This is a genomic window from Flavobacterium piscis (assembly GCF_001686925.1).
Classification (GTDB): domain Bacteria; phylum Bacteroidota; class Bacteroidia; order Flavobacteriales; family Flavobacteriaceae; genus Flavobacterium; species Flavobacterium piscis.
This window is the reverse complement of the sequence record NZ_LVEN01000002.1, coordinates 205,999-222,921: the sequence shown is the minus strand read 5'-3', so window position 1 is coordinate 222,921 and position 16,923 is coordinate 205,999. Positions and strand designations below refer to the sequence as shown.

The window sequence follows — 16,923 nt, the reverse complement described above, 5'->3', positions numbered from 1 at the left end:
AATAGAATAAATGTCTGAAGCACCAAACTCATCAACACCAAATCAGGACCGTAACACCGAAAACTGGTTTACCTCATGGTTTGATACTCCATATTACCACATACTGTATAAAGATAGAAACTATCGCGAGGCGCAAATTTTTATGGATAATCTAACACATTATCTCAACCTGCCTGAAAAAGCAAAAGTTTTGGATTTAGCTTGCGGAAAAGGACGTCATTCGATTTATTTAAATCAATTAGGATTTAATGTTCTTGGTGCGGATTTGTCTGAAAACAGCATTGCTGAAGCAAGTAAAAACAGCAACGAAACGCTGCATTTCAAAGTACACGACATGCGCGAACCTTTTGAAGAAAAGTTCGATGCTATATTTAATTTATTTACCAGTTTTGGCTACTTCGAAAGTGACGATGATAATCTAACTACTCTAAAAGCCATCAAAGAAAGTCTCTCTGAATATGGTTTTGCCGTAATTGATTTTATGAATGTGGCCAACGTAATCGAAACTCTGGTTCCCGAAGAAGTAAAAACAGTTGACGGAATCGATTTTAAAATAAAAAGATACGTTCAGGACGGGCACATTTTTAAAGAAATAGATTTTGAAGATCAGGGACGTCCCTATCATTTTACCGAAAAAGTAAAAGCTTTAACCCTTAAAGACTTTCAGGAATTAATGGATGAAGCCGGAATTTTTCTTTTGGATATTTTTGGCGATTACAAACTCAAAAAGTTTCACAAAACCGAAAGCGAACGATTAATCATGATTTTTAAATAGGTTTAATTGTTTAACTGTTAATTTGTTTAATCGTTAGAAAAACAAAACAATTATTCGATTAACCGATTAAACAAATCAACGATTACACCAAAACGAAATGAATTATCTATTACCCTTATTTTCTGTACTTTTAGGTTATATAGTGGCTTTGTTTTTAAAACCAAAAAGCAAAACCAATCTAAAACTATTGCTTGCTTTTAGCGGTTCATTTTTGTTATCCCTAACCGTTATGCATTTACTGCCTGACGTTTATGCAACACACAATCACAATATTGGTATCTTCATCATGGTCGGAATTTTATTCCAGATCATATTAGAATTTTTCTCAAAAGGCGCCGAACACGGGCACGTTCACGGGCATGCACAAATGTCTCAAATTCCGTGGCTGCTTTTTATAAGCTTGTGTATTCATGCATTTTTAGAAGGTTTTCCTGTAAGTCATCACCATGATTTAGCACTCGGCATCGCCATTCACCACCTGCCTATTGCCGTAATCTTGACCACATTTTTCGTCAATGCAAACCTAAACAAAAAAGCCATTTTTGCCTTCATGCTTACTTTTGCAATCATGACACCACTTGGTACAATTGCATCCGATTTTTTACCTTTTTTAAACGATTATTATACCGAAATAACTGCCGTTGTCATCGGGATTTTGTTTCATATCTCATCAACCATTATTTTCGAAAGCAGCGAAGGACACAAATTCAACGTAGCTAAAGTTTCTATGATTGTTCTCGGTATTTTATTGGCATTCTTTTTATAATTAGAACATGACCACATCCCAATATCATTAAATCAAGAAAAAAGCTATAAAATTACTTAATTAGAAAAAGCCGTTTTATCAACGTTTTCACTTTAGCGAATCAGTAAAATAAGCGTCTAATTTTGACGCGTATAAAATAGATTTACTCGTAAAAAACGCGGATAAGAAGGATTCGATTTTCGATAATTTTATTTCCTAAAAACTTAATTTAATGACATTGGCTTGTATCCTAACGCAACAAAAACTTTTTTTTATTAGAAATAGTTATCATTTCCAAAGCATAATTCTAAAAAAAACCGTAGCATATTCTTATTCTTTTAAAATTTCAATCTTTTAATTTTCTAATTGACAAATTATCTCATTTTCTAATTATTCAATTGCTTTCCTCCTTCTCTTTTAATACCTAACAAACTCAATATTTTAGCTACTGTAACAAAGTTTCAGGAAATCAGTCCTTATAGATGAAATTTATAAGGAAAAAGATTTATAAAGTGTTATTACTTTATCTTCTAAATTTCGAGATTGCAATAAAAAAGATTAATTTTGACCCGACCAATTATACTAAAAATGACGTTTACAAAAATTACAGAACAAGCATCAAAATACGAGCATTTAGAAAAAATGTCGGTTCATGAATTGCTTACCAATATCAATCAGGAAGACAAAACTGTTCCCTATGCTGTTGAAAAAGCAATTCCTCAAATTGAAGCTCTAGTAGAACAAATTGTCGCTAAATTAAAGCTAGGTGGACGTTTGTTTTATATTGGAGCCGGAACATCCGGTCGATTAGGCGTTGTTGATGCCTCAGAATGTCCTCCTACTTTTGGTGTTCCTTTTGATTTAGTAAACGGAATAATTGCCGGTGGTGACAAAGCCATTCGTCGTGCTGTAGAAAATGCCGAAGACAATGCAACGCAAGCCTGGATCGATCTTGAGAACAATAATATTGGTGCAAACGACGTGGTAATTGGTATTGCAGCATCTGGAACGACTCCGTATGTAATTGGTGGATTAGAAACTTGCAATCAAAAAAATATTCTTACGGGCTGCATTACAAACAATGCCGGAAGTCCATTAGCATTAACAGCGCAATTTCCTATTGAAGTAGTTGTAGGTCCTGAATTTGTTACCGGAAGTTCCAGAATGAAAGCAGGAACAGCACAAAAATTAGTTTTGAATATGATTTCGACTGCTGCGATGATTCAACTTGGAAAAGTAAAAGGTAACAAAATGGTCGATATGCAATTGAGTAATATCAAGTTAGTAGATCGCGGCGTAAAAATGATCATGGGTGAAATTCAAATTTCATATGAAGAAGCCTCTCAATTATTAAAAAAATACGGCAGTGTACGAAATGCTGTTGATAATTATAATTTGCAAAAAGAGTTTTGATTTAACTGCAAAGAACGCAAAGCTCGCAAACTATCAGGATGAAACTCTCGCAGTCAAACTATGTCAAAGTTTAAAACTTTGACATAGTTCCAACAAACTGGAAACTAAAAAAACTTGAAACCTGAAACTTTCTAAAACCTGAAACAAAAAAAACATGGCAACAAATAAGGAATTACTGGGAAAAGGAATTAAATATATGTCAGGTTCGTTACCTCTATTGTTTATTGGCCCTTCGCTGATTTATAATGCTTTTATGAACCAACATACTAATTGGCATTATCTTGTTTTAGGAATTGGAATTGTAGCTTGTTTAAGTGCCATGTTCCTTATTTTTTACGGATTGAAAATTATCATGAAAGGTATATTTAATGACTAAATTAGTCTCTTATAAAGCCTTTTCTTTTAATTAAATTATTACCCTTTATTCACTACACAAATGGAAAGTCTAATTCACATTCAGAAAACCTTCGAGAAAGTTGTCTATATTGACAAAAAAATAAACAATCGGGAGTTTGAAGATTGTGTGTTTAAAAACTGTGATTTTTCTAATAGCAATTTTGCCTACAATACTTTTTTAGACTGCGAATTTATCGACTGCAATTTGTCGATGACAAGTTTATTCGGCACGAACTTAAAAAATGTAACTTTCAGGAATTGCAAGCTACTAGGAATCGCTTTTAACGAATGTGATGATTTTTTATTTCAGGTTTACTTTGAAGAAAGTACTTTAGATTACGCCATCTTTTCGAACAAAAAAATGCCTAAAACCAAGTTTATAAATTGTTCAGTTCGCGAGGTAACTTTTATAGGAACCAACTTAACAAGTTCGGTTTTTGATAACTGCAATTTAGAAGGAGCCATTTTTAATGATACCCAATTGGCAGCCGTTAATTTTAAAACGGCTTACAATTACAAAATCGATCCGGAATTTAACCCAATGAGAAAAGCCCAGTTTTCTAATGACGGAATTGTGGGACTTTTAGATAAATACGATATTAAAATTGTATAAAAAATATGCCACGAATTGCGCGAATTTACACTAATTTATAAGTCTGAGAAAAAATAATTCTTGCTAATTCGTGCAATTCATAGCAAAAAAAATAATCATGGAAGTAACTGAATCTTATTTAGAAAGCGTTAAAAAACAATTTTTATATTATAAAATGTTGGGCGAAAAATCGATAAATCAATTAGAACCTAATCAGCTTTTTGTTTCGGTCAACGAAGACACCAACAGTATTGCTACTATAATCAAGCATATTTCGGGTAATATGTTGTCGCGATGGACAGACTTTTTAACTTCTGATGGTGAAAAAGAATGGCGTAATCGCGATGCTGAATTCGAAAATGATCTGCAATCTAAAGAAGAGGTTTTAAAGTTTTGGAATAAAGGATGGGATTGTTTTCTAAATACTTTAAACAATTTAAAACCGGAACAACTTTCGGATATTATTTATATCCGCAATGAAGGCCACACTGTTATTGAGGCCATTAACCGTCAATTGGCGCATTATCCTTATCACGTTGGGCAAATCGTTTTTTATGCCAAACAACTAAAAAATAGCGAATGGGACAGTTTATCTATCCCGAAAAATAAATCAGGAAATTATAATGCCGAAAAGTTTGCCAAGGAAAAAGAAATCAAGAACTTTACCGATGATGAATTAAAAAGATTGAAATGATCGAATATCATGCTCAGTTAGGAGGATTTTGGTACTGGATTTTAATTAAATTAGGTAGAACCAAATTATCTGATGAACAAGCTGATAGAAACAGAACACGGAATTTATTTTTTCTCTGGTTTATAAATATCATTTTTGTACTAATTGTAACAGTATTTCTAATTTACTTGATATATTCCTAGTCCTGATTACAATGGAAATCCTTTTTATTTTTTTCTTTAAAAAATAAAAAGATTAAAATGAAAAGCAGTCCCGATAGCTATCGGAATCCAAAAAAAAAATTATTTAAAATGAAAAAAATAGCATTCTTACTTCCGTTACTTGCCTTAGTATCTTGTTATGATGCCGAACACAACTGTAAAGATTTTAAAAACGGGAAATTCAAATTTGAGTTTGATGTAAATGGCGTAAAAAAAACGACTATTTTTGAACGTAAAGACGGCATCGAAATCGAAACTTTTGAAGGAAAAACAGATACCTCGACTGTACGCTGGGTAAGCGATTGCGAATATATCTTGCAAAAGAAACACCCGAAAAATATGGCCGAAGAGAAAGCAATCAATATGAAGATTTTAACGACTTCTAAAGATTCTTATACTTTTGAATTTGGATTGGTGGGTTCTGACCAAAAACAACGAGGAACTGTTGTGAAATTAGATTAATTAATTTATAAAACTTTTTTAGAATGGAAGTATTTTTGAATCCCGATGCCTGGATTGCCTTATTGACACTGACTTTTCTTGAAATTGTTTTAGGAATTGATAACATTATTTTTATCTCGATTGTAACTGGCAAATTACCCGAAGAAGATCGAAAAAAAGCAACCCGAATTGGTTTGTTTTTAGCCATGTTTATGCGTATTGCATTGTTGATGGGGATCTCGTATCTGATTGCGATGAAAGCTACTATCTTTAGTATTCACTGGGGTTGGTTCGAAGGCGACTTTACAGGACAGGCCTTGATTCTATTCGTGGGAGGTTTGTTTTTAATTTATAAAAGTACCAAAGAAATTAGCGAAAAAGTAGATCATAAAGGCGATGAAGAAAAGACAATTGGCACAGCAGCAAAAAAATCTTTTTCGAATGTTATTGTTCAGATTTTATTGATTGATCTTATTTTTTCTGTCGATTCTATTTTAACTGCTGTTGGTATGACAAATGGTGTAAACGGCGCATTGACCATTATGATTACGGCGGTTGTTATTTCGGTTTTGGTTATGATGCTGTTTGCTGTTCCAGTTGGGAATTTCGTTAATAAAAATCCTTCTATTCAAATATTAGGACTTTCGTTTTTAATACTAATTGGTTTTATGCTAATTACCGAAAGTATGCATTTATCGAATGCTGCGCTTGCCGGCGAACACATTGGTGCAGTTCCTAAAGGATATTTGTATTTTGCCATTTCGTTTTCACTGGCAGTTGAGTTTATAAATATGAAAGTCAGGAAGAAACAATCATAAATCATAATTTAAAGTTCCATTTCTATCATGGAACTTTTTTTATAGCAGCATTTCTTAGAAAAACAGTAACTCACTTGTGGCATCTTTTAAAATACAAAGAATAAACAAAACTTCATGCCTTTGTGACTTTGTCGCAAAAACAAAAAAGTATTAACGTGTTTCTTTTACATTTCTATTTTTAATCTTACATTAGAACCTAAATCTTACGCATGAAAAATACGATTTCGCATAGAGTTGCCGACTTTTTAAAGGGCTTTCCTCCTTTTAGCTTTTTGCATCAAAAGGATTTAGAAAAACTATCTGAACAAATTTCTATAGTTTATAAAGATAAAGATGCTGTAATTTTCGCCGAAAACGAAAAAACTCACGATTCATTTTATGTCGTGCATAAAGGTGCTGTTGCGCTTAAAAAAAACCAGAAAAATACAGTTTTAGACATGTGCGACGAAGGTGACATTTTTGGCTTACGCCCTCTTTTAGCGCAGGAAAATTACATTATGGAAGCCGTTGCCTATGAGGAAACAATCCTGTATGCGATCCCCATTGCAGTTTTTAAACCTTATGCACTTGAAAACAGAACTGTTGGTAATTTTTTGATCGAAAGTTACGCATCGAACACCCGAAATCCTTATTCAGATATTCATAAAGATAAATTGTATGGAGATGATTTGGTTCATGAAAATCATCATGCCGAAAGAGATTCTTTTGATTTACAGCCAATAAAATATTCTAAGAAAATTGTTACCTGCGGACCATCAACCACTGCAAGAGATATTGCAAAAATCATGACCAAGAAAAAAGTTGGAGCAATATTGATTGTAGATGAAATGTTACCAATCGGAATCATAACGGATAAAGATTTACGGAATAAAATTGTTACTGGCGATTATTCGATCCTGACAACTGCCGAAACCATTATGACCAAACCTGTTATTACGTATCCGAAAAAGATGACGGTTACCGAAGCGCAAATGGCAATGATGAAAAGTAATATCAGCTATTTATGCCTGACTAAAGACGGAACAACAAATACCAAAGCAGTTGGAATTTTATCTAAGCATGATGTCATGGTGGCGTTAGGAAATAACCCTGCTGTCTTAATCAAAGCTCTTAAAAGAGCTAAAAAAGCAAAGGAAATTAAACCTATTCGGGCACGAATCATGCAATTGCTTCAGGGATATTTAGACCAGAACATTCCGATGACTTTGATTTCTAAAATCATAACAGAGCTGAATGAAGCCTGTACAACGCGTGTGATCGAAATTTCATTAGAAAAAATGAGCAGTCCACCTCCGGTAAAATTTGCGTGGCTGGCTTTGGGAAGTCAGGGACGAAGCGAACAAATGCTGCATACAGATCAGGATAATGCGATTGTGTATGAAAATGTGTCTGACGTTTTTAAAGAGGAAACCCGAGTATATTTCTTAAAATTTGCCGCTCTTGTCAATAAGGGCCTTTTTGAAATTGGTTATGATTATTGTCCTGCCGAAATGATGGCATCGAACCCAAAATGGTGCATGAGTCTGGAGGAATGGAAAAGTCATGTACATCATTGGATTACAAATCCTGGAAAAAATGAAGTCCTATTGTCCTTTATATTTTTCGATTATAGTTTAACATATGGCGATGCTGTGATTGTGGATGAACTTTCGGAATCTATTTTTGAAAATGTAAAAGCAAATCCTATTTTTTATGTTCATTTAGTAAGCGGTGCATTGCAAAGCCCGTCACCAACAGGCTTTTTCAGACAATTTTTGGTAGAACAAGACGGAGCGAATAAAGATCATTTTGATATCAAAAGAAGGGCTTTGATGCCCCTTACAGATGCCGCCAGGGTTTTGATTTTATCACATTCGGTTAAATCGATCAGCAATACGGCTGAACGTTTTGAAAAACTAGCTGAATTAGAACCTAATAACAGAGAATTGTATTTATCGTGTTCCTACTCGTTTAAGGCCTTATTGAAATTCAGAACCAAACAAGGACTTTTGCACCATGACTCAGGACAATTTATTGCATTGGAATCGTTATCAAAAATGGAAAAAATTAAGCTGAAAAGAACTTTTAAAACTATTAAGGAGCTTCAGGAATTGATTTCGGTACGTTTTAATGTTTCAAATTTGGTATAATTATGAGTTTATTTGATTTTTGGAAAAAAGAAGAAGATCTCTTTGATGAAAGTGTTTCGATTGAAGAAACGCGTTTTGTCGTTTTAGATACTGAAACCACAGGTTTTGATTACGATAATGACCGTATATTATGTATTGGAGCATTGATTCTTCAAAACGGAACAATTGCTATTCAGGATAGTTTTGAGGTTTATATTGAACAGGATCATTACGATAAATCGACTGCTCAGATCCATGGCATATTAAAAGCTTTCGTGATCCAGCGCCCCACCGAGTTAGAAGCTTTGCAACAGTTTCTCGCTTTTTTAGGCGATTCGATTATTATCGCACATCATACCGTTTTTGATGTGACTATGATTAATAAAGCTCTCCAACGAAATGGATTACCTGAATTGACGAACAAGCGCTTAGATACCGCTATTTTGTATAAAAAAACGCTGATCAAGTCTCATTTGTTTGAGCGAAAAGATCACTATACGTTAGACGATCTGGCAGACAAATTTGATATCTCTAAAAAAGACCGCCACACCGCTTTGGGCGATGCGTATATTACCGCAATCGCTTTTTTGAAAATTGTAAAAAAACTGAAAGAAAAAAAGCATATTAATTTGAATGCTTTGTTTAAATAAAATCAAAAAACCTGACCTTTTACGATCAGGTTTTTAATTAAACTACTCTTCTATAAACAGTCGATACGGGAATACGTTTGATGATCTGTTTTTAAGCTGTTTCATAAAGCTATCGCACAAATACTCCCACTCTATGGCGCGCCTCCTGGATATGTTGGTTATGAAGAAGGTGGGTTATTAGTAAACAAAATCAGGCAAAAACCTTACTCTATTGTATTATTTGATGAAATCGAAAAAGCTCACACTTCTGTTTATGATGTTTTTCTTCAAATTATGGATGAAGGGAAATTACATGATCGATTAGGAAAAGAAGGTGATTTCTCGAATGCTATTATCTTATTTACTTCAAACATTGGTGCTGATCATATTGTGGAAACCTTTAATAGTGGAAAAATTCCGACTTCAACTTCTTTAATGGAAATTATGGGTAATTATTTTAGACCTGAATTTTTAGGAAGGTTAACCGAAATAGTACCTTTTGCACCTATCAGTAAAGAAAATGCTCTAAAAATATTTGAAATCCATCTCAAGAAAGAGTTTATGGATTTGTTAAAAAATATCAATATTAAAGTTGAAATTCCGATAGAAGCGAAACTTTATCTTGCAGAAAATGGCTACAATGCCAAATACGGAGCAAGACCTATAAAAAGTATTATAAGAAGTCACTTAAGAAGACCTTTGGCTAAGAAAATAATCTCAGGAGAAGTTAAAGATGGCGACACCATGACTGTTGTTATTGAGAATAACGAGATAAAATGGATTAAAGAAGAAATCGTAAATATTCTCGAAAATTAATTGACAGAATGTATTATAAAAAAAACGCTAAGAATCTTAGCGTTTTCTGTTTTATATTAGTCCAAAACTAAACCAATCTGGCCATCATCATCTAATTCAGTTTCAACTGAATCACCTTCTGATAATTCCGGTTTTTCAGGAACTTCTTCAACGGGTTCTTCATAAGGTAATGGATCCAATAAATTAACTTGTTTTAACTTATCTGTTGTCAATTGATTTCCTAAAGCTTTAAAACCTTTTACGGCAATAAAATCTTCGACATCTATATGTAAGTCTTCTTTCTGAACTCCTTTTACTTTTGCAAAAATTAATTGTGCTACCGGACGATAATCTGTTGATACAATTTCTAATTGCGAATTTGGATGATCTGTAATAAAACTTTCTTCTTTTCCTTCATTTTCTACAAGGAAACGTTTCAGATAATAGCGTTCTTTTTCTCCATCGTAATAAATAGCCGAAATTGGTTTTTTAGGATTAAATTTTTCCAACACAATCATATCTTCTTCAAAATGAGTTGACAGTTCCGGAATAATAACTTTTAATTTACCTGTCTGACTAATTACTAAGATTTTATCACTTGGTTTAAATTCACCTAACAACTCACCTCTGGCATCAACATTTAAACGTTTAACGGTATCATCAAACCAAACTTTTCTTGGCAATAAAGTCGAAATTCCTTTCTCTTTTAGCTCTATTTTCTTGATTGGATATTTCGTTACTAAATTTCCTTTTGAAGCCCTGCCCTTAATGGCAAGCTTAGCAAAATCAATATCGAATTTCAGTTTTTTGATTGTTCCTACCTGACGCAATAAAATTGTTACGACCTCAGCCTCTCCATTCGGATTATGTGAAAAATAAACAACCTGAGAACCATTCGTGCCATTTGTTAAATCGTAAGCTTTATCTCTCGTTACACCCGAAACATTGAAACGTTTTATATACGAAGGACCAGATTTACCATCACGATACATCATATTATAAATCGTACGTTTATCACTTTTATCAAAAACAGCAATATGAATAATATCTTTTCCGATAAAAGTTTTGGCATCAACTTTTGTTACCATCAATGTTCCGTCTCTTAAAAACACAATAACATCATCAATATCGGAACAATCACCTACATATTCGTCTTTTTTAAGGCTGGTTCCAACGAAACCTTCTTCACGGTTTACATATAGTTTTGTATTACGTAAAACCACTTTTGTAGCCTCGACATTATCAAAAACACGAAGTTCTGTCTGGCGTTCGCGGCCTTTTCCGTATTTCTCTTTTAACTTAGTAAAGTATGCAATCGCAAAATCGGTTAGATTTTCTAAATGATGCTGTACTTCTTTCATTTCATCTTCTAACTTAGCGATGAAATCATCGGCTTTATCAGAGTCAAAGCGAGTAATACGAATCATCGGAATCTGAGTCAATCGCTGCAAATCATCATCGGTAATTTCTCTGACGAATGATTTTTTGAAAGGCTCAAAACGATCGTATAAATATTTATAAAGCGATTCTCTATCTGAATACAATTTGAAATCGATATACATTTCTTCACGAATGAAGATTTTTTCTAAAGTAGAAAAATGCCATTTATTTTTTAATTCTTCTAACTGAATTTCCAATTCTTGTTTCAGCAAATCAACTGTTCTGTGGGTCGAAATTTTCAACATTTCAGAAACACCAATAAACAATGGCTTGTTGTCTTCGATGACACAACCTAAAGGCGCTACAGACGTTTCGCAAGCTGTAAAAGCAAATAAAGCATCAATCGTTTTATCTGGAGAAACTCCAGGAAATAGATGAATTAAAATCTCAACATCTGCCGCAGTATTGTCTTCAATTTTCTTGATTTTGATTTTGCCTTTATCATTGGCTTTCAAAATACTGTCAATCAAAGTCGTTGTATTGGTTGAAAACGGAATCTGCGTAATCACCAATGTATTTTTATCTAATTGGGCAATTTTAGCACGCACACGTACACGACCGCCACGAAGTCCGTCATTATAATTTGACACATCCGCAATACCTTGTGTCATGAAATCAGGATACAATGTAAAAGGTTTTCCTTTTAAAATTTTAACAGAAGCATCAATTAACTCATTAAAGTTATGAGGCAAAACTTTTGTCGAAAGTCCAACTGCAATTCCCTCTGCACCTTGTGCCAAAAGTAACGGAAACTTTACCGGAAGATTGTTAGGTTCTGCACGACGACCATCGTACGAAACTCCCCAATCGGTAATTTTTGGAGAATACAAAACCTCTAAAGCAAATTTAGATAAACGTGCCTCAATGTAACGAGAAGCCGCAGCTCCGTCACCCGTTAATATATTCCCCCAGTTTCCCTGGCAGTCAATCAATAAATCTTTCTGACCAATTTGTACCATCGCATCTCCAATACTCGCATCTCCGTGTGGGTGATACTGCATGGTGTGACCTACAACATTGGCAACTTTATTATAACGACCGTCATCCAACTCTTTAAGCGAATGCATAATACGACGCTGAACCGGTTTAAAACCATCTTCAATTGCCGGAACTGCACGTTCAAGAATTACATAAGAAGCGTAATCCAAAAACCAGTCTTTGTACATTCCGGTTACTTTCGTAATAACGTCTTCTCCTTCTTCTTCCTGATTTTCGTAAAAATGCTGTCCTTCAAAATTTTTAGCATTTACACTGATAATTTCTTCAGAATCATCTCCATCCTGATTATCATCAAGCTGGTTTTCTTCAGAATTATTCTCGTCGTCGTTAGGAATTATGTTATCGTCTTCTTCGTCTTTCATTTATTTATATTCGAAATTATAAATTTGTATTTTTAATTCTGAAATCCTGATTTTCTAATTAAATCAAAATTAGTACATTCTTAATTCGAATTATACTTATCCAGAATAGTGTTTTTTAAAATATAGGGGTTTAATTCTTCATAACTGAAAAATATCTCAGGTTCTCCACCTGCAAAACCAACTAGTTCATACGGTGCATAACAAAAGGTAATTCCTGTAGGTAAAATATAAAAATTATTAGCAATTTCTATTTTAGATGATAATCCATCGCCATACTCTGATCTTACTCTATTTTCATAAAAATCAATAAAATTTTTATCTTTTATATTGATAATTTGGGCGACTTCTATTTTTCTTCCGGTACTTACATCATAATTATAATAGGATGTGTGATATAAACCGTGTGCCCCACCCATATATTGGTACCAATAATCAGAAACTACATAAACATTTGAATCAATAAAAATAGGATAATTAACAGATAAACTTTCTGACGCATAATTATCTTCTTCTTTTACAGACTTTTTAACGCTAAAATTATGCTTCCATTTATTATGATTTTTTATACTAAGTGAATCTATTATCAAATACTTTAAATTAGAACTTAAAGCTTCAAAGCTCTTATCATTTGGTAAAATTTCTCCAAAAGAAATATAATCCCTAGACGGGGTATAATCTCTTGCTGCCCCTTTTTTATAAGCTTCTCTGGTATCAAATAATGTATAATCTATTTTATCAAAGCATTTATAAGACGGGAATTTTTTACTTGGATAAATTTTATATGTTTTTTTATTATAGATACATTCTATAAACATTTCATCAGTAAATAAATTGTATAATTTAAGATTACAAATAGTTTTCTCGCTATCATTTCTATCATAATATACTTCTGCTGTGTAGAAATCATCTTTCTTAGTTTTTATTAATCCAAAACCAAAAATTTGATTTTCTCCATCAATATAAAGACGGCCTGATTTCCAATATCCTCCATATTCTTCCGTTAAATGATTAGAAATATGAATTTGAATTTTTTTATTATTATCAAGTATTCCATCAAAAGAATAAATAAAAGGAGCTTCGATTTTTAATGTATCACCACCTATTACTATAGTATTTTCTTTAATTTTATAAATTAAACTCTCGTTTTTTTCTTCAATTTTTACTTCACTTACAGGCTTAGGCACAATTACTGATTTCTTCTCATCATTTTTTGACTGACAAGAAAAACATAACGCGATTATCAATAAACCCAGAATAGTTTTTCTCATAAAATTAAACCTCAGCTTCAACCGCATCCAACTCTACCTTCAAATTCTTGATGATAAATTCTTGCCTGTCCGGTGTATTTTTCCCCATATAGAAAGACAACAATTGCTCAATCGAAGTGTTTTTATCCATCATAATTGGGTCAAGGCGAATGGTTTCTCCAATGAAATTTTTGAACTCATCAGGAGAAATCTCTCCCAAACCTTTAAATCGGGTGATTTCCGGTTTTGGTTTTAATTTTTCGATCGCATCTTTTCTTTCTTCTTCTGAATAACAATAGATTGTTTCTTTCTTATTTCGAACCCTGAAAAGTGGTGTTTGTAAAATGTAAAGATGTCCTTCTTTTATTAATTCGGGAAAGAACTGTAAAAAGAAAGTAATCAATAATAAACGAATGTGCATTCCGTCGACATCGGCATCAGTTGCAATTACAATGTTGTTGTAACGCAGTTTTTCCAATCCGTCTTCGATATCTAATGCAGCTTGCAATAAATTGAATTCTTCGTTTTCGTACACGATTTTCTTTGTCATTCCGTACGAGTTCAAAGGCTTACCACGTAAACTGAAAACCGCTTGCGTATTTACGTCACGTGACTTTGTGATCGATCCGGAAGCCGAATCTCCCTCGGTAATAAAAAGTGTACTTTCTAAGTTTCTAGGGTTTTTAGTATCCGGAAGATGTGCGCGGCAATCTCTTAATTTTTTATTATGAAGATTGGCTTTCTTAGCACGATCTGTTGCCAGTTTTCTAATTCCTGACAATTCTTTACGTTCTCTTTCGGCTTGTAAAATTTTACGCAATAATGCTTCAGCTGTTGGAGGATTTTTATGTAAGTAATTGTCTAATTTGTTTTTAACAAAATCATTTACAAAAGTACGAACGGACACTGCGGGTGTTCCGTCATCAGAACCCATATCTGTAGAACCTAATTTTGTTTTGGTCTGAGACTCAAAAACCGGCTCCATTACCTTGATACTGATCGCACTTACAATGGATTTACGAACATCCGATGCTTCGAAATTTTTATTGTAAAACTCACGAATGGTTTTTACAATTGCTTCTCTATAAGCTGCTAAATGTGTTCCTCCTTGCGTGGTGTTTTGCCCGTTGACAAAAGAGTGATATTCTTCGCTATATTGCGTTTTACTATGCGTTAAAGCAATCTCTATATCATGATCTTTCAAATGAATAATAGGATATTCAAGATCTTCTGCACTGATTGTTTCTTCTAATAAATCTCTAAGACCATTTTCAGAAATGTATTTTTCGCCATTAAAAATAATCGTCAAACCATTGTTTAGGTAACAATAGTTTTTGACCATCTTAATGACATATTCCATACGGAATTTGTAATTTTTGAAGATTGTTTCATCCGGCGTAAAGGTCACTTTTGTTCCTTTTCGCTTTGTAGTGTCAATGATATCTTCTTCAAGGACCAAATTTCCAGCTGAAAATTCTGCTCCTTTTTGTTTATCATCACGAACTGATTCTACTCTGAAATAATTCGAAAGGGCATTAACTGCTTTTGTTCCGACACCATTTAAACCTACTGATTTCTGGAAAGCTTTAGAATCATACTTTCCTCCTGTATTCATTTTCGAAACTACATCGACTACTTTTCCTAACGGAATTCCACGTCCGTAATCACGAACCGAAACCGTTTTATCTTTTATTGTTACCTCAATAGTTTTTCCGGAGCCCATTACGAACTCATCGATACAGTTATCTAAAACCTCTTTTAGAAGAATATAAATACCATCATCCGGCGAAGATCCGTCTCCCAATTTCCCGATATACATTCCCGGACGCATACGGATATGTTCTTTCCAATCGAGTGATCGAATATTATCTTCGGTATATTGATTTTGCTCTAGCATAAAGTAAATTGGATTTTTGGCTAATGTACCATTTATAGTCAAAAAATGAAAGCGTATTTTCTTTTTGTTACGATTAATAACAGCTTTAAATCCTATTTAAATTGATTTTAAAATAATACGGCCGATAAAAATATAAAAAATCAGCTTTTAAACAAAAAAATACTACTTGATTCCCAAAACCTGCTTCGCTAAAGCAATCATTTCGGGCGTTCCCGTATTTTTGTTTTTTTCGTCAGAAAGTTTTACGACTCCTTGCCAATGTGTGTTATCGAGTTTAACTTCGGTCAGTTTTATAACCATATTCATGGGCGGCAAACCTACATCATTAGTAAAATTAGTCCCAATACCAAATGACATTTTGATTTTGTCTTTACAGAAATCGGTTATGAGTTTTACTTTATCATAATTCAGTGAATCCGAAAAAACAATCACTTTCGATTTTGGATCAATTCCCATTTTAGTATAATGCGAAATCACTTTTTGCGCAAACTCAATAGGGTCCCCGCTGTCATGACGTACGCCATCAAAAAGCTTGGAGTATTTTTTATCAAATTGATCGAAAAAAACATTTGTTGTATAGGTATCTGTTAAGGCAATTCCGAGATCACCTCCATAAACTTGTGTCCAATGTTCCAGACTTATTAAATTCGCCATTTTAAAACCATATTGGGCCGCATGAAACATAAACCACTCGTGCGCATGAGTTCCTAAAGGCCTAATATTATTTACCATTGCAAAATGGACATTACTGGTACCAATAAAACTTTCTGAGCCAAAACTTTGCAAAGTTTTATTGATTAAAACATGTACATCATAAGAATGACGGCGTCTTGTACCAAATTCTAAAATTGAAACTCCTAAACTATTATAGTTGTCGATTTTATTTTTGGTCAAGGTTTTTATAGCCTCATCATTTAAGCGAATGAGATGATTTGATTTATAAAAAAGTTCCGAAATTAAAGCCATCAAAGGTACTTCCCATAAAATAGTGCGGTACCAAAAACCTTCAATTGTTACTTTTATTTCTGAACCTTCCTGACTTATCTGCACTTCTGAAGGATCATAAGTGTAGCCTTGTAAAAAGTCTAAATAAGTGGGATCCAGATACGGACAAAACTTGGCTAGATATTGTTTTTCGTTTTTTGTCAATCGTAAATCAGCCATTGCATCGACTGATCGTCGGAGTAAATCAGCAAAACCCGGGGGGAAAATATGTTTGCCTCTATTTATAAAACCATAACGTACTTTCGACTTTGGAAAAAGTTTTATTACAGCATGCTGCATCGTAAATTTATAGAAATCATTATCTAAAATCGATTTCAGAAAAGTTGTCTCCATACTCATAATTACATTTTAACAGCATACAAACTGT

At 33.4% G+C, this 16,923-nt stretch carries 14 protein-coding genes and 1 pseudogene; 11 read left to right on the top strand and 4 right to left on the bottom strand.

Translation table 11 applies throughout. From position 1 onward, the window contains the following. Positions 1-10 precede the first annotated feature (10 nt). From FLP_RS02210 to FLP_RS02155, 11 genes and pseudogenes are all read left to right on the top strand, one after another. The gene (locus FLP_RS02210) at positions 11-775 is read left to right on the top strand and encodes a class I SAM-dependent methyltransferase (protein WP_065447869.1); all 765 of its coding nucleotides are present in this window, start codon (positions 11-13) and stop codon (positions 773-775) included. Positions 776-872: 97 nt separating this feature from the next. After that, on the top strand, positions 873-1,541 hold the full coding sequence (locus FLP_RS02205) for a ZIP family metal transporter (protein WP_065447868.1): 669 nt from the start codon (positions 873-875) through the stop codon (positions 1,539-1,541). Between the two features lie 567 nt (positions 1,542-2,108). Next, positions 2,109-2,933: an N-acetylmuramic acid 6-phosphate etherase gene (murQ, locus tag FLP_RS02200; RefSeq protein ID WP_065447867.1), complete on the top strand. Its 825-nt coding sequence runs from the start codon at positions 2,109-2,111 to the stop codon at positions 2,931-2,933. Positions 2,934-3,087: 154 nt separating this feature from the next. Continuing rightward, positions 3,088-3,309: a DUF6095 family protein gene (locus tag FLP_RS02195; RefSeq protein ID WP_065447866.1), complete on the top strand. Its 222-nt coding sequence runs from the start codon at positions 3,088-3,090 to the stop codon at positions 3,307-3,309. Between the two features lie 60 nt (positions 3,310-3,369). Continuing rightward, complete coding sequence (locus FLP_RS02190; RefSeq protein ID WP_065447865.1) at positions 3,370-3,942, top strand: pentapeptide repeat-containing protein; 573 nt, start codon at positions 3,370-3,372, stop codon at positions 3,940-3,942. A gap of 97 nt (positions 3,943-4,039) precedes the next feature. Then, entirely contained in the window at positions 4,040-4,615 is a 576-nt protein-coding gene (locus FLP_RS02185; protein ID WP_065447864.1) for a DUF1572 family protein, read from the top strand. A 290-nt stretch (positions 4,616-4,905) separates the two neighbouring features. Next, positions 4,906-5,277, top strand: a complete 372-nt coding sequence (locus FLP_RS02175) for a DNA topoisomerase IV (RefSeq protein WP_065447980.1) — start codon at positions 4,906-4,908, stop codon at positions 5,275-5,277. 23 nt (positions 5,278-5,300) lie between these two features. Next, positions 5,301-6,074, top strand: coding sequence for a TerC family protein (locus tag FLP_RS02170; RefSeq protein WP_065447862.1), 774 nt, complete (start codon positions 5,301-5,303; stop codon positions 6,072-6,074). Positions 6,075-6,283: 209 nt separating this feature from the next. Then, entirely contained in the window at positions 6,284-8,203 is a 1,920-nt protein-coding gene (locus FLP_RS02165; RefSeq protein ID WP_065447861.1) for a DUF294 nucleotidyltransferase-like domain-containing protein, read from the top strand. Between the two features lie 2 nt (positions 8,204-8,205). After that, the gene (locus tag FLP_RS02160) at positions 8,206-8,832 is read left to right on the top strand and encodes a 3'-5' exonuclease (protein WP_065447860.1); all 627 of its coding nucleotides are present in this window, start codon (positions 8,206-8,208) and stop codon (positions 8,830-8,832) included. 84 nt (positions 8,833-8,916) lie between these two features. After that, positions 8,917-9,627, top strand: a pseudogene (locus FLP_RS02155) (AAA family ATPase); the annotation flags it as partial. A gap of 56 nt (positions 9,628-9,683) precedes the next feature. On the opposite strand, the gene FLP_RS02150 reads toward FLP_RS02155, so the two are convergent. From FLP_RS02150 to pncB, 4 genes are all read right to left on the bottom strand, one after another. After that, positions 9,684-12,407 (bottom strand): DNA gyrase/topoisomerase IV subunit A, encoded by a 2,724-nt coding sequence (locus FLP_RS02150; RefSeq protein WP_065447858.1) that lies wholly within the window; start codon positions 12,405-12,407, stop codon positions 9,684-9,686. A gap of 80 nt (positions 12,408-12,487) precedes the next feature. Beyond that, positions 12,488-13,675, bottom strand: coding sequence for an RsiV family protein (locus tag FLP_RS02145; protein ID WP_065447857.1), 1,188 nt, complete (start codon positions 13,673-13,675; stop codon positions 12,488-12,490). 4 nt (positions 13,676-13,679) lie between these two features. Beyond that, positions 13,680-15,551 (bottom strand): DNA topoisomerase IV subunit B, encoded by a 1,872-nt coding sequence (locus FLP_RS02140; RefSeq protein WP_065447856.1) that lies wholly within the window; start codon positions 15,549-15,551, stop codon positions 13,680-13,682. Between the two features lie 162 nt (positions 15,552-15,713). Further along, positions 15,714-16,889, bottom strand: a complete 1,176-nt coding sequence (pncB, locus tag FLP_RS02135; protein ID WP_065447855.1) for a nicotinate phosphoribosyltransferase — start codon at positions 16,887-16,889, stop codon at positions 15,714-15,716. Positions 16,890-16,923 lie beyond the last annotated feature (34 nt).

Bases quoted from the DNA above. Each gene is read 5' to 3' on its own strand.
- FLP_RS02140 (WP_065447856.1), bottom strand. From the start codon at position 15,551: ATGCTAGAGCAAAATCAATATACCGAAGATAATATTCGATCACTCGAT.
- FLP_RS02185 (WP_065447864.1), top strand. From the start codon at position 4,040: ATGGAAGTAACTGAATCTTATTTAGAAAGCGTTAAAAAACAATTTTTA.
- FLP_RS02190 (WP_065447865.1), top strand. From the start codon at position 3,370: ATGGAAAGTCTAATTCACATTCAGAAAACCTTCGAGAAAGTTGTCTAT.
- FLP_RS02205 (WP_065447868.1), top strand. From the start codon at position 873: ATGAATTATCTATTACCCTTATTTTCTGTACTTTTAGGTTATATAGTG.
- FLP_RS02150 (WP_065447858.1), bottom strand. From the start codon at position 12,407: ATGAAAGACGAAGAAGACGATAACATAATTCCTAACGACGACGAGAAT.
- FLP_RS02160 (WP_065447860.1), top strand. From the start codon at position 8,206: ATGAGTTTATTTGATTTTTGGAAAAAAGAAGAAGATCTCTTTGATGAA.
- FLP_RS02195 (WP_065447866.1), top strand. From the start codon at position 3,088: ATGGCAACAAATAAGGAATTACTGGGAAAAGGAATTAAATATATGTCA.
- FLP_RS02145 (WP_065447857.1), bottom strand. From the start codon at position 13,675: ATGAGAAAAACTATTCTGGGTTTATTGATAATCGCGTTATGTTTTTCT.
- murQ (WP_065447867.1), top strand. From the start codon at position 2,109: ATGACGTTTACAAAAATTACAGAACAAGCATCAAAATACGAGCATTTA.
- FLP_RS02165 (WP_065447861.1), top strand. From the start codon at position 6,284: ATGAAAAATACGATTTCGCATAGAGTTGCCGACTTTTTAAAGGGCTTT.
- FLP_RS02170 (WP_065447862.1), top strand. From the start codon at position 5,301: ATGGAAGTATTTTTGAATCCCGATGCCTGGATTGCCTTATTGACACTG.
- FLP_RS02175 (WP_065447980.1), top strand. From the start codon at position 4,906: ATGAAAAAAATAGCATTCTTACTTCCGTTACTTGCCTTAGTATCTTGT.
- pncB (WP_065447855.1), bottom strand. From the start codon at position 16,889: ATGGAGACAACTTTTCTGAAATCGATTTTAGATAATGATTTCTATAAA.
- FLP_RS02210 (WP_065447869.1), top strand. From the start codon at position 11: ATGTCTGAAGCACCAAACTCATCAACACCAAATCAGGACCGTAACACC.